This window comes from uncultured Pseudoteredinibacter sp. (assembly GCF_947500695.1).
Taxonomy (GTDB): Bacteria; Pseudomonadota; Gammaproteobacteria; order Pseudomonadales; family Cellvibrionaceae; genus Pseudoteredinibacter.
Window position 1 is genome coordinate 1 of the sequence record NZ_CANMSS010000007.1, and the last position, 20,220, is coordinate 20,220.

Genomic DNA, 20,220 nt, shown 5'->3' on the forward strand with positions numbered 1-20,220 from the left:
AGTGGTAGGTTTTTCCGGTCTTATTTGATCTATAAAGATTAGCTGAAGCAAAATTGTTGGGTTTAGGCACAGAATTGCAAATCGTGCAGGAACCTGGGGTCAGAACCCTTGGGTTCTGACCCCGCCTTTAAGTGGTAGGTTTTTCCGGTCTTATTTGATCTATAAAGATTAGCTGAAGCAAAATTGTTGGGTTTAGGCACAGAATTGTAAATCGTGCAGGAACCTGGGGTCAGAACCCTTGGGTTCTGACCCCGCCTCTAAGTGGTAGGTTTTTCCGGTCTTATTTGATCTATAAAGATTAGCTGAAGCAAAATTGTTGGGTTTAGGCACAGAAATGCAAATCGTGCAGGAACCTGGGGTCAGAACCCTTGGGTTCTGACCCCGCCTTTGGCATTCTGCCTTGGCCTTTTTAAGAAGTGTTTTGCTGTGGCAACTCCAACGGCAAGCGTACGGTAAACTTTGTCCACTCACCTTCTTCACTCCGGCATTTAATAGTCCCACTGAGATTTTGGCTGACAATATTATAAAGAATATGCAAGCCCAAACCTGTACCACCACTGCCATGGCCAGTTGTGAAAAACGGATCAAAAATACGTTTTAAATTCTTTTCCGGTATGCCGCAGCCATTATCCCAATATTCAAAGACGATATGCTCCTCTTCAATTTTTGCGCCAATGGTGACTTTACCTTCCTCCTCTTCCTTGAAGGCGTGTTTCAAGGAATTGCTTAAAAGATTGGTAAATATCTGTGAGTAATCCCCGGGGTATGAGGTAATTTCTTTATCGATTGGGCAGTCGATATGGAGGGTAATTTTGCGATAGCTGATTTGGGTTTCTAAGCTCAATCGCATTTCCTCCATATATTCCTGAAGATTAAAGGCGCGTACGCTATCGCTGGTTTGATCGACTGAGATTTTCTTAAAGCTGGCAATAAGATCGGCCGCTCGCTTTAAGTTCTTATAGGCTAAATCCGCTGCATTGTGGCCTTCTTTAAGGTAGCTTTCGAGCTGCTGTTGGCTCATGCGGGCATTGCGATAATCGTCATTTACCCGGGTGGTTTTATCCCTAAAGTGGGTGACGGCAGTAACGCTAATACCAATGGGCGTATTAATTTCATGGGCTATGCCTGCCACTAAACTACCTAGTGAAGCCATTTTTTCTGATTCGATGAGCTGCTCTTGAGTTTCTTTTAGGTGGTCAATGGTGAATGTTAATTCCTCATTGGAGGCACGTAGCTCTTCGGTACGCTCTTCGACTTTTTGCGTAAGTTCTTTGTTAAAACTCATGATCTTGCGTTTGGCTTTGTTTTGCATGGTGATGTCAGTTGCAAAACCAATAATTTCCTCGATTTGTCCATTGTCATCACTATTGGCAAAACTGTTCCAAAGGATGTCTCGATGGCTGCCGTCACGGTGAGTGATTTGCATCTCGATGTTGCTGATAAAGCCGTTATTCATATTGTTGAATAAGTTGTCGACTTGTTCATAAGAACCCCCAGGAAAAAGCAGTTGCCACCAGTTTTTGCCGACTAAATCCTGTTGCTTAAAACCTGTTATATGCTCAGTAATTGGATTGCTAAATAACACCTTGCCATTGCTATCTAGACCGCAAATCATATTGGAGGAGTTATTAATAATATTAGCGCTGTAGTCCCTTTCTCTATTGATGTTGGTAAACGCCTGTGCGTTTTCAATAGCAATCGCGGCTTGCCCGGCCAGCAGGGAAAGAAATTGAATATGTTGGCGATTAAAGCCGTTGCTAAGATGTTTGTTCTCTAGATAAATCAAACCAATGATTTTAGCTTGATGGCGCAGGCTAATTGCTAGCACCGATAGGGATTTGCTGATCTCCCGTTCAGCGAAGGCGGTCTCAGAGTTGTCGAAACTTTCCAGTACATAGTCTTTTTCCTCTAGTAGACAGTGTTTAATAATCTCATGCTTAAACTGATATTGGCTTAAACTCTTATTATTGTCGGCACATATTATGGTTATGTCGTCGAGAGACTTATACGCCTTTAGCTCAGTCACCAGGTTTTGGTGAAGAATAATGCTAGCGCTGGTGGCTCCTGAGGTCTGTTGAATGGTTTCTAATAGTTTGGTCAGTAGAGTATCTATTTCCTTAACTTCAGAAAGCAGTTCAATACTGCTGCTTAATGCGTCTAGGTTCAGCTGAGCATTTAGATTTTGACTGCTGCTGTGCTCATCTCTTGTGAGCTTAGGGAATTCTCTTTCTAGCGCTGAGCATTTACTGAGATGCCCCCATTTCTCATAGCAGTTGTAGGCAAGCTCTAACTGTACAAAGGCATAGCTGTTGACGTTTTTGCTTAGCAGGTAGCGGGCAAAAAATTCATGGCCTAGTGCTTGATCGATTGGAATCAGTGATTGCTGTATGCTTTCTAAGGCTTCTTCAAACAAAGGGATAGCATCGGCGAGCTCCGCAGCTTGTGCGGCCAATGCGGCTTCTAGCAGCTTTTGCTTGCCTAAAAAATTATCAGGGCAGTGCGGGGCGAAATTGCCGAGCAGTCGAATACTGTCATTCACATGTTGGTACTGCTCTTCGTTGAGCCCTTGCTGTAAGCCTTTTTGTAGTAGCGCTAAGGAGCTGCATAAGTGATATAGAAACACTACCATGGCTCCGGGCATGGTATCGATATAACCCTTTACCGTGGGGCTGTAAGCAATGGCTTCATCTATTTGCTGCATTATGACCATCGCTTGCAGCTTTAGAGTGGTGTAGATGCCTAAGTAGGTATAGTGTTTTCTTTCGCTAAGATAGTCGTGCAGCCATTTTTCGTCGATGTGCTCACCAGAGAAACTGATGCCATCACTGTTTTTGTCTATTAATGTGCTTAGGAACTGCCATAAGAATTTATTCATGAAGATGGGGTCATCTTTGCCAAATTCTTCTAGCTTTCGATGCACGCTAGGTAGGCTCTGCAGAACATCATCTAAATTAGGGTCGAAGTTCCAAGCGTAATAGGGTCTTTGGGAGGCGGCCATCGAGCCGTAGTCGTAGTCGCTGGCCTCCATTGCAAACTCGGCCGCCATATCAAAGTACTCATAAACGTCTCGGCCTGGCGCATGGAAGTGAAAGATATTGCAAGCGTACATGGTATACAGCTGTGTACGAATGCTTCGGTCATCAATCATAGTAGATTGGTTTAACGCGGCCTCGCCCAGTTCTATACCTATTTCGACCTGCTCAGCGGCAAATAGAATGCCTGCCATGGCCATCATGCCCAAAGGCGAATGGTCTGACATGCCCTTTGTAAGTGATATATCAATACTGTGATATATCATAAAGGGAAAGATTTCAGGTGCGCCCAAATAAGCGGGAAGACTACCGATAACTAAAACTTCTTGCTGTGCTATAGCGAGGTGATCTTCACATAGCGGCAAGCTCACCATGTCGTGGATGCCGTATTCTATAATGGCATCGACTGTATTGCCGAATTCTTCAATGGCCCTTTGTTCAAAGTTTTCACAGGGCAATTCAATTTCAAGCTCGGCTAATGATTGCTTTACTGTCTTAACCGCTAAGGGTAAATTTTGATTGGAAGCAAAATGCCTAAACTGAATAATTGAGGCATTGGCTTTTTCAATGGGTGACTTCGAGTTCTTTGATACCTTGGCAAAGGCCTTTTCACCTTTTTCATACTGCTGGTTTAAAAACAGCACTTCCCCTAGATTGTTATACAAATCAATCGCTAAGTGATGATCTGTGTTGAAGGGTGAGCCAGGAATAAACTTTAATGCCATTTCAAAGCTGTTTAAAGCAAGCTGGTAGGCGGCATTAAACTTGTATTGTTCACCTTGTCGAATATTCAATCTGGCCAAAAGCAAGCGTTCATCAGGCTCTTTAATATAAGACTCGGCGGCATTGAAGTGTTGAATAAACTGTTCCGCTTTAGCGATTTCCTCGTTCTGGCTTTGTAGCTTGGCAAGAATGCTGCGACCAGCTTTAAGGTGGTAGTGACAAAGCTTATCTTTGCTTAAGCCTTCAACTGTCGCTTGTTGAATACGATCGTGAACAAATAGAATATTCTGTTCAACCTTGATCAGCAGCTTTGCCTTGATTAAGCTTGCCAGCGTTTCCTCGTAGCTAGACAGTATGCAGTTATTGACGATGTTAATTTGCTGAATGCTAAAACGGTTACCCAGTACAGCCAGCTGTTCTAGGAAGACTTTGCTATCTTCGTCAAGTTGTTCGATCTGCTCTTGGAGGTGATTAATAATACCGCCTGCCGCTAACTTTTTAAGCTGATCGATATCAACTTCAACGATGCCTAGCTCGTTACGATAAATGTTTTCATCGCGAATAAGTTTGTTAAGCAAGCTTTGAATATGGAAGGGGTTGCCAGCCGAGCGCAAGGTGATTTGTGTGCATAATGTATCTAGCTGGCTTTGATTGTTTTCTAGCAGCTCTCCCAGCCATCGCCGAATCGCCTGGCTACTCAAATCCTGCAGCTCAATTTTATGGTGCTCAATTACTCGTCGAGGCAGTTTTTCTAAGAAGCTACTTGCAGGGTGTACGTCGCTTACCTCTTGATTGCGATAAGAGAGAAAACACATAAAGCCTTTTTTAGGAGCGTCTATCATGGCTTCCATGAGGGCGATGCTGGCACTATCGGCCCACTGTAAGTCATCTAAGAAGAGAACAATGGTAAAACCCTGTGAGCAAATGCAGCGAAAGAAGTTTTGCATCAGTAGGTTGCGGCGCTGGGTGTTTTCCTTAGGAGAGGCCGAGCTTAGTTCGGCCTGCTGGCCGATGATGGCTTCCATTTGTGGTGCTATTTCTAACAGCACCTTGCCGAGTGAGCCGACGGCATCCTGAATAGAGTCTCGAATCAAATCCAACTCGGCGGCTGGGAGTTGTAGGCATTGGCGGCTGAATTCCGCTAGGGCATCGGCAATGGCGCTATAAGCTTTACCTCGATTAAGCTGGTCGAATTTCCCGCTGATGAATAAACCTTTGTCTGCACCTATGGCGGTGAATAGTTGTCGAATTAGTGCGGTTTTTCCGATGCCCGCTGCGCCGGTAATTTCAATGACATGGGCGCTGTGGCGACAGCGGCTGAGTAAACTATTTAGTTGATCGAGCTCCTCGTCACGGCCATAGAGCAGGGGGCTTAGACGAATTGGTTGATCATTGCGATCACTGCTGGGTTTAAAGTTCTTGATATCCTGTCCAATCAGTTGGCTTTGTTCAATGCGTTTGAAATCCTCTAACACCAGCTTTAGATTTTGGTATCGATTTTCCGGCTCTTTATCCAAGAGTTTATTCAGTAGAGCGGACAGAGCCTGCGGCGAGTCTTCGCGCAGTAAATGTATTGGCTTGGGATCGTGGGCAATATGAGCATAAATAAGATCGGCGGCCTCATTGGGATTAAAGGGCGGGGCGCCGGTGAGCATATAGTAGAAGCAGCAACCAAGAGAGTAGATGTCGCTACGCCAGTCGACAGCCGTATTAGTGCGGCCGGTTTGCTCAGGTGAGATATAGGCTAAAGAGTCGAGTAGGCTAGGCGGCAACTCAAATTCAATATTGTGCTCGGTGAAGCGACTGGCTTGCCCGAAGTCGATCAACTTTGCTGTTTCAAAACTATCATCAACCACAATATTGTCGGGGCTGATATTGCGGTGGGCAAGGCCTTGGCTGTGAAGCTCAAACAGGGCCTTACAAATCTCTTGGGCAATACGTAAAAAACGACCTAGTTGCAAACCTGTAGCAGGGGTGTGTTCGCTTAGTGGAGATAGTGCGTCATCGCGATAAACGACAACTAGCTGATTGCTAAGATTGTGGATATCAATGGGTCTTACAGAGCGCCGGCTTCTGAGCTTTTGTGATAGTTGGTACTCACTTTGCAATTGTTCAAAGTGGCGCTGTTGATGTTCCACATGGCAAGTTTTTAAGATCACAGGGATGCCATCGGAGCGACGGATAGCCCGATATATATTGCAGTAACGGCCACTATGAATTTGGCCGTTAATCTCAAAGTGTTCCTGCACCGCTATCCCCTTAATGCCTTTGCTATTTTTATAATAGGCATATCGTGCGCAATCAGCCTCTCGCATTGTGTTAACGGCGGCTTGGCGCTTTACTTCCCTACTTCTCAATGAGTGTGAACGGCATTAGTTTAGCGCAGGGATCGGGTAGCCGGAGTCGCCGCTTAGCAAATTCGTACCAATTTATTAGTTTTAAGGCCTGAGTCGTCTCTTGTGAGGCGTACTAATTTAGAGGGGGTGCCGGATCCGCTTTGGTAGCGGTTTAGATCAATATAGTGCTTGCTAATCCGCTTAGTGGTCGCAATTTGCTGGGGTTTTGGCGCCAAGCCGTTATAATGCACGGTTTTTTATCCCCTGCGGGATCGACAGTAGCCGAGAGCCTTATTGATGACCACTGAAACTACCGAAGCTATCCAGCAGCGCCGTAGCTTTGCCATTATTTCTCACCCCGATGCGGGTAAAACCACCATTACTGAAAAGCTACTGCTTTTAGGTCAGTTAATTCAGGTGGCGGGCTCGGTTAAAGGCAAAAAGGCCGATCGTCATGCCACCTCCGACTGGATGGGCATGGAGCAGGAGCGTGGTATCTCGGTAACCTCATCGGTTATGCAGTTTCCTTATCGTGGACGTATGGTCAACCTGCTGGACACCCCAGGTCACGAAGACTTCTCTGAAGATACCTACCGAACCCTAACAGCTGTGGATTCAGCCTTGATGGTCATCGATGGCGCCAAGGGTGTGGAAGATCGCACCATTAAGCTGATGAATGTGTGTCGTTTACGCGATACTCCAATCGTTGGTTTTGTAAACAAGATGGACCGTGATATCCGCGACCCTATCGAGCTATTGGACGAAGTCGAAGAAGTTCTAAAAATCGAAGCCGCTCCGATCAACTGGCCAATTGGCATGGGTAAAGAGTTTAAAGGGGTTTATAACCTTTACACCGATACCATTCATGTCTTTGAACAAGGCAAGAACTACGTGTTAACCGATGATGTACGCATTGAGGGTATTGAATCGGACGAAGCTAAAGAGCTGTTGGGTGTTTATTACGAAGATTACCTAGAAGAAATTGAGTTGGTACGTGGCGCTAGCCATGAATGGGATCAAGACGCTTTCTTGGCGGGTAAGTTAACTCCGGTTTTCTTTGGTACCGCACTGGCCAACTTTGGTGTGCGTGAAATGCTGGATGACTTTGTTGAATGGGCACCAGCGCCATTGGCTCGCAATACTGAAACCCGTGAAGTTGATCCGGTTGAGGAAAAGTTCAGTGGTTTTGTCTTTAAAATTCAGGCCAATATGGATCCAAAGCACCGAGATCGTATTGCTTTTATGCGTATCTGCTCTGGCAAATATACCAAGGGCATGAAAATGCGCCATGTGCGATTGGGCAAAGATGTAAAAATTGCCGATGCTGTTAGTTTTAAAGCTGGTGAGCGTGAGCTATTAGAAGAAGCTACCTCGGGTGATATTATCGGCCTGCACAATCACGGTACCATTCAAATCGGTGATACTTTCACAGAAGGTGAGGTGCTGAAGTTCACCGGTATCCCACACTTTGCGCCGGAGATGTTTCGCCGTATTCGATTGAAAGACCCTCTAAGAACCAAGCAGCTTCAAAAGGGTTTGCAGCAGCTATCGGAAGAAGGTTCTACCCAGGTATTTTTCCCGCTAAACTCCAATGACATTATTGTCGGTGCGGTGGGGGTTCTGCAGTTTGAAGTGGTAGCCTATCGCTTAAAAGATGAATACAAGGTAGATGCTATTTACGAATCGGTAAATGTGAATACCGCGCGCTGGGTTGAATCAGAAGACGATAAAAAGTTTGAAGAATTTAAGCGCAAATGTTCAGACAATTTAGCGCTCGATGGTGGTGGTCACTTAACGTATTTGGCACCTACAAGGGTTAATCTATCCTTGAGCGAAGAGCGCTACCCTGAGGTAGTATTCCGCTCAACCCGAGAACACTAATAATAAAATAGCTGTGACTGTGAAGAGTAAGTAGGTGAAGTAATGGGACCGATTAAAACTGAAGCCCCCGAGAATATGCCCCGCCTAGGTAACACCTTTAGCCGTTGGTTAGGCCGGTGCTTATTGCGTATGTTTGGTTGGACTCTTGAGGGCACCTTGCCCAATGAAAAGAAAATCATGGTGGCACTAGCGCCGCACACTTCTAATTGGGATTTCGTAGTTGCCATGCCAGCCATTATGGGCCTGGGCGTAAAAATCTCTTACCTAATGAAAAAAGAAGCTTTTTTCTGGCCTATGGCGGGTACCTGGAGGTGGTTAGGCGGTATTCCTACCGATCGTTCCGCAGCTGGTGGTGTGGTAGAGCAGGTGGCTAGCTACTATGCCGAGCATGATAAATGTTGGGTAGCCATTACTCCCGAAGGCACACGCTCAAAGGTGGATAAGTGGAAAACAGGCTTTATTCGCATTGCCCATCGCTGCGAGGTTCCTGTAGTTGTGATTGGCTTTGATGGCCCCGGAAAGCGAATCGTGATTGATAAAAGCTACTACAGCCAAGGTAACTATGAGGCTGAAGCCGATGAGTTGCGAGATTACGTCAACGAGAAGTTTGTTGGTATTTCCCCGGAACACCAGTAAGTTCATAAAACGTATGAAGGCCAAAGGTTAAAAGGTACAAAATGAGCGAGAGCCAAGTAGCAAACACAGAGCAAGAGAATGCGGACAAGCGTTTAATCTCTCCGGCTGCTCTTGAAAAGCTACGCACAGTATTGGTTAGCTTGTTTTCTCAGGGCTTGTTCCATGAGGTGGGTATTCGCGATATTTGCACTCAAGCGAAGGTTAGCCCGAAAACTGTCTATAAGTACTTTGGCAATAAAGAACAGCTACTGGCGGCCTGTGTAGAGCAAGATTTGCAGGATCTGGCGGATCTCACCGCTGAGAAAGTAGAGCAAGCTGTATCCATCCGTGACAAGGTTCGTGCTCAAGTTGATGTGATTTTGGGCTTTTATCAGCAAAGGCCAGAAGTCGCACGTATGGTCTTCTTGAATATCCCTATCGCCTATTGGCTGCAAAGTGCGTCGCCTGCGCATTTTCAGCACCGTCAAATTGGTCGTGATGTATATCGCCTAGCTTTGGAGCAGGGCTTGGTAAGGGGTGATTTGCGCGATGATGTTATTTCAGAAATGATCGCGGGTGGTATTAACCGTGTGATCAGCTGGTGTCTGTATGAAGGCAAAGCAGATCAGCTGTCGGATTATGCTGAAGACTGCTTCACCTATATTTGGGCCGCTATTGAAGCCCAAAACCCAGTTTAAGTTTAGAGTTTTTGCTGGGCCATTTTCTCCAGTAACTTTTGATATTTATTCAGTTTTTTCAGCAAGCGCGTTTTTTGCTTGTCGCTGCTCAACTTTAATAGATCGCTAAATAGCTGGCGTTGTAAGGGACGATTGATATCTGTTAATTGGCGCTTTTCTTCGGTCCAATTTTCCCTAGGGTTATCAAATAAGGCCATTAATTTTGCTTGGCTATGTTCATCTCTTGGCGCTTCTAAGACAGCCCTAAATTGCTCTTGCCAGCGCAAGCGCTCAGTCAGTTCGATTTCGGCGCCCAGTTGAAACTCCTCCGACCACTGCTTAATTCTGGCTTTTTGTTCTGAACTGAGCTTGCCTAGATACTCTTTGGCTTGCTTCTCCATACCTTTACGACCGCGCTCACGGCGCTCTTCGGCGCTACGATCGTTGAATTTTTCGCTAAGTTCCTCATTGTTTTCCTCGATCTGTTTATATAGTTGCTGCCTTTGCTTGTCATCCTGATCCAAAGTGAGCTCGGCTAGTAAGGGGCCGCCTTTATTCAACAGGCGCTTCCAGGCTGATTGAGCCTCTTCTTCAAGCTTCAGAGTTTGCTCGGGAGAGATTTCACCTTGTTCTAGGTTTTGCTGCAGGCTTGCCAGTAATTCTTGGTAGCGCGGTAGCTCTTCTTGCTGGTGCCAAACATGCCAGTCATCAATGGCTTCTGCCAGCTTCTGCTGCTGCTCGCGGTTTAAGTCGAGGTACTCTTCGATTTGGTTTTCCAGCCACCAATCGGCTAATCGATATGCATATTGGCTGCTGCAAGCACTGAGCAGCACAATGCCGATAAGAAGTATAAGGCGACGATAGATGGCCATGGATTATCCTGTTCAGCTCTTGTTAAGTTTGGCGTTAGTAAGTAACATGCGGTTATATCCGCCATTGCATTAGACGATAAAAATTTCATTTAGTGCAATGTCCTTTGAGTTTTGTTGTCGCTTGATCGGGTCAGAATGCGGGTAGAGGCCGTTGTTTATTGGCTTTGGGGTAATGTAGTAAGCCTTTAAACTAATAGAATGCCATAAAACTAAAACCACAATATAAAGCCACAGCTTTTAAAAGCGCAGAATAACAGCACTTTAAAAGTGTATGCAAAATGGCTAAAAGAAATTGGGTACAAGGCTTTTTGTCTAGGGGGACGATAAGTGAAAGCAGATATTCTTCCAAATTTGGAGGATGTTGAGCTCTTAGATCGAACGGAGCAAGCAGCTACAATACGAGTTAGCTTGTACGATAACCATGGCCACAAAATGGTATTTATGGCCGAGCACAACCGTCATGGTCAACAGGCAATTGCTGCCAATAGCTTGACCTATATCCAGCAACTATTAGATAAGTTCGAGCTGCAGGCGAGTGACTGCGAATTCTATCGCTATGTCTTTTCTCCAACCAGCGGGCCGATTCTGGGGCGTTTTTCCTTGAAGTTATCTGGCGAAAAACCAGTCAGCTATTCGATGAAAATGTTGAGCCAAATCGAGCTTGATCATGTTTCGAAATTGCTGGAAGTGATTCCTCAAGGCGAGTTACGCCAAGCGGTCTAAACGCCACTGCTTTAGGCCAAACAAAGCCAGCGATAGCAAGCAGCACAGCAAGGCAAATAAATTGCCGAAACGTGCAAAAGGTGTGCTGCCTTGCATTTGATAGATCTCGCCGCTGAGGTAAGTTTGCTTAAATTGTTCGGCTTGCTTAATGATCCTTCCATTGGGGCCGACGATTGCGGTAATACCCGTATTGGTCGCCCTTAATAAAAAGCGTTGATTCTCTAGTGCACGCATTTGCGCTATCTGCATATGCTGCAAAGGCCCAATTGATTTACCAAACCAGGCATCGTTGCTGAGGGTAATCAAAACTGGGTGTTCATTATCTTTCGCGCGTGCCAACTCTGGGTACACAATCTCATAACAAATTAATGGCGTAAGCTGAGTGCCTGCTTGCAAATGATTATTTAAACGGCTGTAATTTTCTGGGCCCGGTTTAATAATCGAGGTAGGCAGGTTAAAAAAGCTAATCGTGCCGCGCAGCCATTCCTCTAAAGGCACATATTCCCCAAAGGGCACAAGCTTGCGCTTGTGGTAGGCGCCATCACCCATGCCAAGTGCCACAGCGGAGTTATGATAGCGGCCATTCTCACGCACTAGGCTGCCCGTAATAAATAAGGTTTTACTAGCTTTCGCGCGCTCTTCTACAAAATCGTATACGGTTTTTGCTCGATGTAGCGGCTGTGGAATAGCGGCCTCTGGCCAAATAAGCCAATCGCTGTCTTCCCAGAGCTCATCACTTAAGCTTAGGTAACGATCAATGGTGGTTTGCAGAAAGTGCGGCTTCCACTTTAACTCTTGAGGAATATTGGCTTGAATCATCGCCACTTTAATCTTATCGCCCTGGGGAGCGGCCCATTGCAGGGTTTGCAGGGCTAAGCCCGTCAACCAAGGCAGCAGTGCCAACACTAGGTACTTCGCTTTGCGGCTTAAGCCTTGCTTCGCTAAACCTAAGGCCAGTGCTGCGGCCGAAAGCGCCAAAGCAAAGTCTAATAAGAAAACACCCCCGATAGGCGCCCAGCCGGCAAGTGGCGTTGTGATCTGGCTGTAACCCACATATAGCCAAGGAAAACCAGTAAACAACCAGCTACGGCTCCATTCGCCTAAAACGTATACCGCGGCTAGCGCCAATACAAAGCTGGCATCACGCGGAGCTGCGGAGCTAAATTTTTCTACGATACGTTGAAAAATAGTAAAAGGTATACAGAACAAAAACGCTAAGGCGAGAACAAATATTCCGGTTAAAGCCCCAGCTAAGGGCGCAGATGACAGCCCAAAATCATGAATGCTGGTATACACCCACGAGGCGCCGATGCCAAACAAGCCGCTACCAAAAAAGAAGCTGTGCCAACCCAGCGAATGCTGTTTATCAAGCAACAGGCGGAACCATAGGCTTAAAGCGATAATGGCAATGGGCCAGATATCAAAGGGAGCCATTGCCAAAGGTAGGCTTGCACCGCAAGCAAGAGAAAATAAGTAGGGCAGTTTTTTCTGCTCGCGAAGCAGTTTCATCATTGTGTTTTATCCGCCGGCCAGCTTAACCGTGTGACCTTGTTTTTCTAACTCGGCCTTAATGACTTCACGCTGATCACCTTGAATCTCAATCACAAAATCTTTCACACTGCCGCCAGTGCCACAAAGTTGCTTCAAGCGTTTGGCTAACTTTTTAAGCTCCGCCGCTTCCATTTGTAAACCGGTGATCAAGGTAACGCCTTTGCCCTTGCGACCTTTGGTTTCACGCATGATGCGAACAATGCCATCACCCTCAGGTGCGTTAGCAACTTCTTTTTCTTCTTTCACGCGACCTTGATCGGTGGAATAAACGAGGCGGGAATTTTTACTCATGATGATCTTCTTTCTGATTTTGGCTGTGGTCACAAGCTTGCAGCTGCTGTTGAGCGGCACCCATCACTATCATGGCTATACCGAGGGCAAACAATGATAAAGCTGGCATTGCGCTATCTCGCCAATAGGCCAACAGTGGCGCAATAATCAGGCAGCATAACACCCCAACCGAGATCAGCTTTTCAGCTTGTTCTGGTAACTTGCTAGAGCCGCCACAATTAGGGCAACTTACCGGCTCGCGGGCTAGCAATTGCTTACGCCACTGCTTATCGGCCTGCTCGGCTTTACTGAGCTTATGTTGGCAGTGCGGGCATTGCAGTGCTTTGAGGTTTAAAGGCACAGCGTGTTCCTTATAAAAAGCCCTATTGTATGAATTCCCTATGGCAATTCATAGCTTTAGGGCAGCTCTGAATAATGCAGGTTTTGCTCAGCGGAGGCCTGAGCTAATCTGCATTATTCAGAGCTGCCTTAGGCTGGTTTGGCTGATACACCAGAGTTTGGGTAGAATGAGCAGCTTATTGCTAGAAGGGAACAAATGGTGTCTGGGGCAAATCAAGTCGATGACAAGCAAGAGCCAGCGGCCGACAGTTTAAAGCTAAAGCTGCGCCGTATTATCTTTGGTACAGTCAGCCCGGAAGGTAAAACCTTCGATATTGTACTGATCTATGTAATCCTGCTCAGCGTGCTGGTGGTTATGCTGGATTCGGTAAGCTGGATTGGTGAGGCCTATCGAGAGGTATTCTGGGGCTTGGAGTGGGCCTTTACTGCGATCTTTACGGTTGAATATGTGGCACGCCTATACTGCGCCAAAAGTCGTTGGGCCTATGTCAGTAGTTTTTACGGCATTGTCGATTTGCTCTCTATTCTACCGATGTATTTATCACTGATCAGTGGTGATGCTACTTATCTATTGATGATTCGTATCCTGCGTGTTTTACGGATTTTCCGAGTTCTCAAATTAGCTAATTATCTATCTGAAGCCAATGTTCTTATTCGGGCGCTACTGGCATCACGACAAAAGATCTTTGTTTTCTTTGCGACAGTGCTGGTGCTGGCAATGATGTTCGGTTCTCTGATGTACGTCGTCGAAGGCCCGGCCCACGGTTTCACGTCGATTCCAAAGAGCATCTACTGGTGTATCGTTACCATTACCACAGTAGGCTACGGTGATATCACCCCACAAACAACGGCGGGGCAGATGGTGGCTGGTTTTGTAATGCTGACGGGTTATTCCATTATCGCGGTGCCGACGGGCATTCTAACGGCCGAGCTATCTCGGGAGATTCAAACTCACCGCGATCATCGCTTTTGTGAAGAGTGTGGTAAGGCTGGACATGAGCATGATTCGAAGCACTGTAAAGCTTGCGGGCATGAGTTACCGCCACCCGGGTAAAGCATTTCACTCAGAATATTGAATACGGGCTCTATTATTCTCTAAAAGATAACGAATGCAGAGTGTCGTAGCTAGGGGTTGCTATGCCAGGGCGTCTTCGACTTAGAGGAGAAGGCGAACTTGGATGACCAAATCAATTGGATTGATTTTGGGCTTGGCCGAAGGCTGAGCGCCTGGATGGCGCGAATCCACCCAGCTTTTTGTGTCCCTGGCATAGCAACCCCTAGCTACGGCAATCGGTCTGGCCTGTGCATACTCAGATAGAATTCCTTGTACATTTTTTAGGGTTAGCTATGCTGCGCTGGCCTGCTCTGATATTTCCTTTGCGTCATCACTACCACCCAAACTCTTCATCTCCGGCCAATGCAGTAAATGTATTTGCCCCTGATGATCTTCCGCCAAAGCCGTGCAGGATTCCACCCAATCACCGGTATTGTAGTACTCAATACCATTAATGGTTTTATGGGCCGCATGGTGGATATGACCACAGACAACCCCATCGTAACCCTGGCGACCGGCTGCATAAGCCACACCGTTCTCATATTCCTCAATATAGGTTTTTGCGCGCTTAATGCGTGATTTCAAAAAGCTCGCCAACGACCAATAACCAAGGCCCGACTTTTCACGCCAGCGGTTATAACAGCGATTAAGAAACATCAATAAATCGTAGCCCTTATCACCGATAAACTTTAACCAGCGAGTAGCGCGGGCCACACCATCAAATTGATCGCCGTGAATGACCAATAAACGACGGCCATCCTTCGTCGTGTGCACACAGCGATTAACCAAACGGATATTGTCCAAAGCGTTATTGGCGTACTTACGTAGGAACTCATCATGGTTGCCGGTGATATAGTGAATTGGCACGCCCTGTTTAGAGAGCTTCAAAATACGGCGAATCAAACGAGTGAAAGAGCGCTGCCAGTAAACGCCATTTTGCATACGCCAGCCGTCCAAGATATCTCCCACCAAATACAGCTGCTCCGCCTGGTGATGCTTTAAAAAATTATTAAGTAACTCAGCCTTGCAATCCTTAGTACCAAGGTGGACATCCGAGATCCACAGAGTGCGCCACTGTACCGGGTTCATGCTGGGGCTATGTTTATTAATGGACATATTGCGGGCCCTTTTTTGTTGCTTGACTTCCATTTATTAGCTGGCAGCATGCTTTGGGAATATGACTGCACTGTGATGGAAATATGAACAGTTGATGACCACCTAAACCGTATCTTTTGGGTTAACAGCCGCAGAGGCCTGTGGAATAATTCAAGCTAGAGATATACACCAAACAATAGACATAGCGCATAACATAAATAACGCGTAACGAGCGCATAAAGAGAATATAAAAGGTATCGAGATGGTTGAAGTTGCTGGTAATTTTAGTGGTCAGTTTGCCCCATTGGCGGAGGCATTTGCCCAAAGCTTTAATCAACATGGTGATACCGGCGCGGCGCTGGCGGTCTATTATCGCGGCGAATTACAGGCCGATCTATGGGGCGGCAAACAGGATAAAAAAGATCAGCAAGACTGGCAGCAAGATACCTGCGTAAACATCTTCTCGGCTGGTAAAGCTTTGGTCGCGGTTACCGTATTGCAACAGCTTGAGCGCACCGGCCTAAGCCTAGATACGCCATTGCAAGAAATCTGGCCCGAGTTTGAAAACTCCGCCGTTACCATAAAGCACGTCTTAAGCCACCGCTCTGGCTACAGTGCATTCACCCAAACTATGGCCGATGAAAGCATCTATGACTGGCAGCAAGCAACAGCAGCTATCGCTCAAGATCAGCCTTGGTGGGAGCCGGGCCAAGATCAGGGTTATTCACCCATGCTGTTTGGTTGGTTAGGGGGCGAGATTAGTCGTCGCCTTGCTTCGGCTGAGCGCTTCAATGATGTGGTACAAAAAGATATCTCAGAGCCGCTAGCTATCCGTGCGGGCTTTGGCTTGCCTGAAGATCAACAAGCTCTGCTGGCCGATGTTCGAGGCTTGGCGCCAGCCCATGTGCCGAAAGATGCCGCCAAGTTAATGGGCATTTTTAAAGACGAGCCGGGCGGCGTAACCCAAAAAGCTTTTACCAACCCCATGTCTATCATGGTAGGCACTAACTCCCAAGCCTGGCGTCAAGCGCAAATACCTGGCGGTAACGCTACCAGTAACGCACGTAGCATGGCCACCTTCTATCAGGCTTTATTGGAGCCAGGTCGTCTATTAAGCGAAGAATCGCTACTGGCCCTTAGGCAGCAGCATAGCCATAGCGACTGTGATCGCGTGTTAAAAACCCCGCTGTCTTTTGGCCTTGGTTTTATGTTGAGCGATGAGCGTGATGAATGTCGCTTTGGCCGTGAAGGTTTTGGCCACCCGGGTGCCGGTGGCTGCTTAGGTTTTGCCGACCCTAAATACGATATCGCCTTTTCTTACACCACCCGAGATATGGGGCAAAGCTTACTGATTGACCCGCGTGCTATTCGATTAATCGAAGCAGCTTATCAATGCCTGTAATCGAGTTCTTGCAGCCGCTATAATAGCGAGCGTTTTATATTTGAAGGTGAACAACATGAGTGGCAATGAACAAACGGCGCTAGAGTCGCAAGCCGAGCGATTAGCTGAGCTGGAAGCAAGGCAAGTTTACAGCGAAGATACCATTGCCCAGCTCAATGATGTAGTGGCCCAGCAGGATAAAGAAATTGCAGCTCTGCAATTACAGCTGAGCCACCTGGCCAAAAAGATTGATGATATGCAATACGCGGTAGAGCAAGCTGCTCCGGGCACAGTGACCCAAGAGCGCCCGCCACATTATTAGTTTGAATTTATAAAAGACTTGAGAGTCAAGTTCTCGAAATTTCGGCTCGCAAGTCTTTAAATTTATCAGCCCCGCTGATCCTCAATCATGTTATAAACCTGCCGAATCTTCTCTTCCAAAATCGTACTCAAACGATAATTACCACGCGCCATCTTTTGAGCCAACTTAAGCTGATGCAAAGCCTTATCGTAAATACCATTCAACACAAAATATTCTGCACGCGCCTGATGAAGATTCAAAATATCCCCAGTCAGACCATGAATCTCCGCCAACAAATACCACACATAAGTATCGTGCGGCCGCTGACGTGAATGCTTAACCAACAACTGCTCACCACGATGGTACTGCCCAGATTCCATATACAGCTCCGCTAAGCGAACTGTAATAGGATGATTGTGCGGATTCTTCTTAAGCGCCAAACGCAAATCCATCAGCGCACCATCATAATTACCATTAGCGGCCATCAAATCGGCCTTGGCAATCAAGTAGCTTATATGCTCAGGATTATTTTCTAGCAGAATATCCAACTGCTCCTGGGCCTGCTTAATCTCCTTCATATCGATAAGCGCAAGTAGCAAGCCATAGCGGCTGGCTTCCGGCAAAAGACTGTGGCCTTCCAGTTCACTGGTAAAAGACTTAGCCGCCCTGCTGGGTGTTTCGGCAAGAGCCAGCCTGACTCGCGAGCGCATCAAATGAAAATCAAGCGAAGGAGGCAAAGGGCGTTCTACATAGCGACGGGCGCGGTTACGAGTATCCGCAACACGCTTCTCCGTCACCGGGTGAGTAAGCAAAAACTCCGGGGGGCGACGACTAAACTGAGTGGCCTTAAGCATCTGCTCAAACATCGCCGGGGCTTGATAAGGATCTAGGCCAGCCGCCGCCATAGTTTGAATACCAATGCGATCGGCTTCCTGCTCGTTTTGACGGCTAAAGCGCAACTTAGCATCAATAGCCGCAGCTTGAGTGGCCGAAAGTGCCGCCAAACCAGCATCGCCACTTGTAGTAGCGGCTAACACCAAACTGGTCATCAATGCCGCTAACATAGGCAAAGTATTGCGCTGCTGTTGCTCCACGCCTCGGGCAAAATGTCGCTGACTAAGGTGAGCCAATTCATGGGCCAAAACCGCGCCTAATTGCCCTTCACTTTGAGCATAACTAAACAAACCCGTGTGTACACCAACTACACCACCAGGAACCGCAAAAGCGTTCAAGGTGGGGTTATCCACCATAATGATATCTAACTGCTTATGGTGCAGCTCGCTGTGCTCAGCCAGCTTACTCATCAGCTTTTCAGTGTAATCGGCCAGTTGAGCGTCAATAGAGGTGGGAACCTGGGCCCTAAATGAACGAGCCCAAGCTTGGCCAAGCTTATATTCCTGCTGTGGCGAAACGATACCCGATGCGGCATCTCCTAAACTCGGCAGCTTAATTTCTTTTTTCTGAGCGCTTAAAGGGCTAGCGGCTAAAGCTAAACTTAAGCTTAGTGTTAGGCAGGCCAGTGGCTTGCTGGATATACCCATAATACTCTCTTATCGCTGGTTCGCGGCTGTAATTACAAAACAGCCACATTGTAGTTCCAATGTAGTTCTGCTGTGCTCACAATGTAGTCCTAATATAATCACAAATAACCGCGCAAAAACTGGTTATCGACTATAACATCTATCCTAGAGTGACACTGCTAAGAAAAGTTCGCGTTTCTAAATCAATGAAAAAAGAGTGTCCATAGGGGATAATGCTTGATATAACAGCGTACCTTTTATATTGGAGTCGATAAGCGTGGCTTATTCAGAGTTTACCGAATTAAGCACCGAAGTGGATGCCAGAGGCTTAGATTGCCCCATGCCACTACTTAAAATGAAGTTGGCTCTGAACAATCTTAGCGTAGGCCAGTCCTTAGGTTTGCTTGCCACCGACCCAGGCTCAATGCGTGATATTAAAGCCTTTGCCGATATTGCTGGCCATCAATTGCTACTGGCCGAACAGCAGGGCGATGACTATTGTTATGTGATTCAAAAATCCTAGGGCTGGCCTTATGGCAAAAGCGCTAGGAGTGTTATGAGAAGCTTATGATTCGTATTTTTCAAAATTGGATGGAGCGATATTTAGCCAGCGAAGAGGCGGTATTGCTACTTATTATCTTAGGCTTGGGCCTAGTGGTTGTGGTTACCATGGGGGGCATCTTGGCCCCAATGATTGCCAGCTTGATTATCGCCTTCTTGCTACAAGGGGTGGTGCAGCGCCTAACCGCCTGGGGCTTGCCGCATATCATGGCAGTTAATATCGCCTTTTTGTTGCTAGTTGGCTTACTGCTAACCGGCATTTTTGTACTGTTTCCGCTGATCTGGCACCAGACGGCTACCTTGTTCTCTGAGGTGCCGGGTATGTTGGCTGATTGGCAAAAGATCATGTTGGCGCTGCCAGAAAAATACCCGCAGTTCATCAGTGAAGAGCAGGTATCCCAGATAGTTGCCGCTATGGGCAGCAAGTTAGGTGGTTTAGGGCAGAGCGTCTTATCTTTCTCGCTGGCTAAGGCCCCTGTACTTATCGCTGTTCTGGTGTATTTGGTACTGGTACCTATTTTGGTGTTTTTCTTCTTAAAAGATGCCGGTGAAATTCGTGCTTGGATGTCTTCATTCCTGCCCCGTAAACGCCCGGTTATGAGCCGCATTTGGCATGAGATGAATATCCAAGTGGCCAATTACGTACGCGGTAAAGTGATCGAGATTTTGATCGTGGGTGGGGTAAGCTTTGTTTGCTTCCAGTTCCTGGGTTTGAACTATGCCCTATTGCTTGCCGTGGGGGTGGGCCTATCGGTATTGGTGCCTTATATAGGTGCTGCAGTGATCACTCTGCCAGTAGCGATGATTGGTTTTTTACAGTGGGGCTGGAGCAGCGAGTTCTATTACCTGATGATCGCCTACGGTGTTATCCAAGCCCTTGATGGCAACGCCTTAGTGCCTTTGCTATTTTCTGAGGCCGTAAACTTGCACCCGGTAGCGATTATCTTGGCGGTGCTGGTATTTGGTGGCATTTGGGGCTTCTGGGGCGTCTTCTTCGCCATCCCATTAGCCACCTTGATCAAAGCCGTATTGAATGCCTGGCCGGTGGCCAATGCCGAACAGGCAGAACAGCTAGAAGAGTAGTCTTGTAGTTTGTTTACATGGCAGTCTTGGCCTTTCTGGACGAGGCTGCAGGTTTTTTGGACAGTTTTGTTCAGATATGTTGTCTAATCTTTAAAAAATCGTCCGATTTTTGTAGTATTGCTACATTAAATTTGCTGAGCGCACAAAAAACCAAGTTTGTGTGCCAGATTTTAGGCTATTCGCTG

16 protein-coding genes are annotated in these 20,220 nt (G+C 46.8%); 9 read left to right on the plus strand and 7 right to left on the minus strand.

The features are described from left to right. Positions 1-409: 409 nt before the first annotated feature. Positions 410-6,004, minus strand: coding sequence for an AAA family ATPase (locus Q1A08_RS13190; protein WP_299773647.1), 5,595 nt, complete (start codon positions 6,002-6,004; stop codon positions 410-412). 381 nt (positions 6,005-6,385) lie between these two features. On the opposite strand from Q1A08_RS13190, the gene Q1A08_RS13195 reads away from it, so the two are divergent. From Q1A08_RS13195 to Q1A08_RS13205, 3 genes are read left to right on the plus strand one after another with little or no spacing between them, the layout of a single operon-like run. Further along, positions 6,386-7,972, plus strand: a complete 1,587-nt coding sequence (locus Q1A08_RS13195) for a peptide chain release factor 3 (RefSeq protein WP_299773649.1) — start codon at positions 6,386-6,388, stop codon at positions 7,970-7,972. A 42-nt stretch (positions 7,973-8,014) separates the two neighbouring features. Next, a complete protein-coding gene (locus Q1A08_RS13200; RefSeq protein ID WP_299773651.1) occupies positions 8,015-8,608 on the plus strand; it encodes a 1-acyl-sn-glycerol-3-phosphate acyltransferase in 594 nt (197 codons plus the stop codon). Between the two features lie 41 nt (positions 8,609-8,649). After that, positions 8,650-9,285, plus strand: coding sequence for a TetR/AcrR family transcriptional regulator (locus Q1A08_RS13205; protein ID WP_299773653.1), 636 nt, complete (start codon positions 8,650-8,652; stop codon positions 9,283-9,285). A gap of 2 nt (positions 9,286-9,287) precedes the next feature. Here Q1A08_RS13205 and Q1A08_RS13210 read toward each other — a convergent pair whose 3' ends face one another. Then, positions 9,288-10,136 carry a DUF6279 family lipoprotein gene (locus Q1A08_RS13210; protein WP_299773655.1) on the minus strand — a complete coding sequence of 283 codons (849 nt, stop codon included), beginning with the start codon at positions 10,134-10,136 and terminating at the stop codon, positions 9,288-9,290. Positions 10,137-10,463: 327 nt separating this feature from the next. Here Q1A08_RS13210 and Q1A08_RS13215 point away from each other — a divergent pair, with 327 nt between their 5' ends. Then, the gene (locus tag Q1A08_RS13215) at positions 10,464-10,859 is read left to right on the plus strand and encodes a hypothetical protein (RefSeq protein ID WP_299773657.1); all 396 of its coding nucleotides are present in this window, start codon (positions 10,464-10,466) and stop codon (positions 10,857-10,859) included. Here the strand turns inward: Q1A08_RS13215 and lnt are convergent. From lnt to Q1A08_RS13230, 3 genes are read right to left on the minus strand one after another with little or no spacing between them, the layout of a single operon-like run. After that, entirely contained in the window at positions 10,842-12,371 is a 1,530-nt protein-coding gene (lnt, locus tag Q1A08_RS13220; RefSeq protein WP_299773659.1) for an apolipoprotein N-acyltransferase, read from the minus strand. The two genes, Q1A08_RS13215 and lnt, sit on opposite strands and share 18 nt — an antisense overlap. Before the next feature lie 6 nt (positions 12,372-12,377). Then, a complete protein-coding gene (gene yciH, locus Q1A08_RS13225) occupies positions 12,378-12,701 on the minus strand; it encodes a stress response translation initiation inhibitor YciH (RefSeq protein WP_363323534.1) in 324 nt (107 codons plus the stop codon). Then, positions 12,694-13,041 (minus strand): hypothetical protein, encoded by a 348-nt coding sequence (locus Q1A08_RS13230; RefSeq protein ID WP_299773661.1) that lies wholly within the window; start codon positions 13,039-13,041, stop codon positions 12,694-12,696. Before Q1A08_RS13230 ends, yciH begins: the two co-directional genes overlap by 8 nt. A 195-nt stretch (positions 13,042-13,236) precedes the next feature. On the opposite strand from Q1A08_RS13230, the gene Q1A08_RS13235 reads away from it, so the two are divergent. After that, entirely contained in the window at positions 13,237-14,094 is an 858-nt protein-coding gene (locus Q1A08_RS13235) for an ion transporter (protein WP_299773663.1), read from the plus strand. Positions 14,095-14,385: 291 nt separating this feature from the next. Here the strand turns inward: Q1A08_RS13235 and Q1A08_RS13240 are convergent, their stop codons facing one another. Further along, entirely contained in the window at positions 14,386-15,210 is an 825-nt protein-coding gene (locus Q1A08_RS13240; protein WP_299773665.1) for a UDP-2,3-diacylglucosamine diphosphatase, read from the minus strand. A 241-nt stretch (positions 15,211-15,451) separates the two neighbouring features. Between Q1A08_RS13240 and Q1A08_RS13245 the strand changes: the two genes are divergently transcribed. Together Q1A08_RS13245 and Q1A08_RS13250 are read left to right on the plus strand one after the other, a co-directional pair. Next, a complete protein-coding gene (locus Q1A08_RS13245) occupies positions 15,452-16,591 on the plus strand; it encodes a serine hydrolase domain-containing protein (protein ID WP_299773667.1) in 1,140 nt (379 codons plus the stop codon). 55 nt (positions 16,592-16,646) lie between these two features. After that, positions 16,647-16,892 (plus strand): SlyX family protein, encoded by a 246-nt coding sequence (locus Q1A08_RS13250; RefSeq protein WP_299773669.1) that lies wholly within the window; start codon positions 16,647-16,649, stop codon positions 16,890-16,892. A 65-nt stretch (positions 16,893-16,957) separates the two neighbouring features. Here Q1A08_RS13250 and Q1A08_RS13255 read toward each other — a convergent pair whose 3' ends face one another. Further along, a complete protein-coding gene (locus Q1A08_RS13255) occupies positions 16,958-18,412 on the minus strand; it encodes a M48 family metalloprotease (protein WP_299773671.1) in 1,455 nt (484 codons plus the stop codon). A gap of 256 nt (positions 18,413-18,668) precedes the next feature. Between Q1A08_RS13255 and Q1A08_RS13260 the strand changes: the two genes are divergently transcribed. Both Q1A08_RS13260 and Q1A08_RS13265 read left to right on the plus strand, forming a co-directional pair. Then, positions 18,669-18,914, plus strand: a complete 246-nt coding sequence (locus Q1A08_RS13260) for a sulfurtransferase TusA family protein (RefSeq protein WP_363323535.1) — start codon at positions 18,669-18,671, stop codon at positions 18,912-18,914. A 44-nt stretch (positions 18,915-18,958) separates the two neighbouring features. Further along, a complete protein-coding gene (locus tag Q1A08_RS13265; RefSeq protein WP_299773673.1) occupies positions 18,959-20,035 on the plus strand; it encodes an AI-2E family transporter in 1,077 nt (358 codons plus the stop codon). The last annotated feature ends 185 nt before the right edge of the window (positions 20,036-20,220 follow it).

What these genes read in the sequence shown, in the direction of transcription:
- lnt (WP_299773659.1), bottom strand. Translation starts at nt 12,371, where the DNA reads ATGATGAAACTGCTTCGCGAGCAGAAAAAACTGCCCTACTTATTTTCT.
- Q1A08_RS13200 (WP_299773651.1), top strand. Translation starts at nt 8,015, where the DNA reads ATGGGACCGATTAAAACTGAAGCCCCCGAGAATATGCCCCGCCTAGGT.
- Q1A08_RS13240 (WP_299773665.1), bottom strand. Translation starts at nt 15,210, where the DNA reads ATGTCCATTAATAAACATAGCCCCAGCATGAACCCGGTACAGTGGCGC.
- Q1A08_RS13205 (WP_299773653.1), top strand. Translation starts at nt 8,650, where the DNA reads ATGAGCGAGAGCCAAGTAGCAAACACAGAGCAAGAGAATGCGGACAAG.
- yciH (WP_363323534.1), bottom strand. Translation starts at nt 12,701, where the DNA reads ATGAGTAAAAATTCCCGCCTCGTTTATTCCACCGATCAAGGTCGCGTG.
- Q1A08_RS13265 (WP_299773673.1), top strand. Translation starts at nt 18,959, where the DNA reads ATGATTCGTATTTTTCAAAATTGGATGGAGCGATATTTAGCCAGCGAA.
- Q1A08_RS13210 (WP_299773655.1), bottom strand. Translation starts at nt 10,136, where the DNA reads ATGGCCATCTATCGTCGCCTTATACTTCTTATCGGCATTGTGCTGCTC.
- Q1A08_RS13235 (WP_299773663.1), top strand. Translation starts at nt 13,237, where the DNA reads ATGGTGTCTGGGGCAAATCAAGTCGATGACAAGCAAGAGCCAGCGGCC.
- Q1A08_RS13255 (WP_299773671.1), bottom strand. Translation starts at nt 18,412, where the DNA reads ATGGGTATATCCAGCAAGCCACTGGCCTGCCTAACACTAAGCTTAAGT.
- Q1A08_RS13245 (WP_299773667.1), top strand. Translation starts at nt 15,452, where the DNA reads ATGGTTGAAGTTGCTGGTAATTTTAGTGGTCAGTTTGCCCCATTGGCG.
- Q1A08_RS13250 (WP_299773669.1), top strand. Translation starts at nt 16,647, where the DNA reads ATGAGTGGCAATGAACAAACGGCGCTAGAGTCGCAAGCCGAGCGATTA.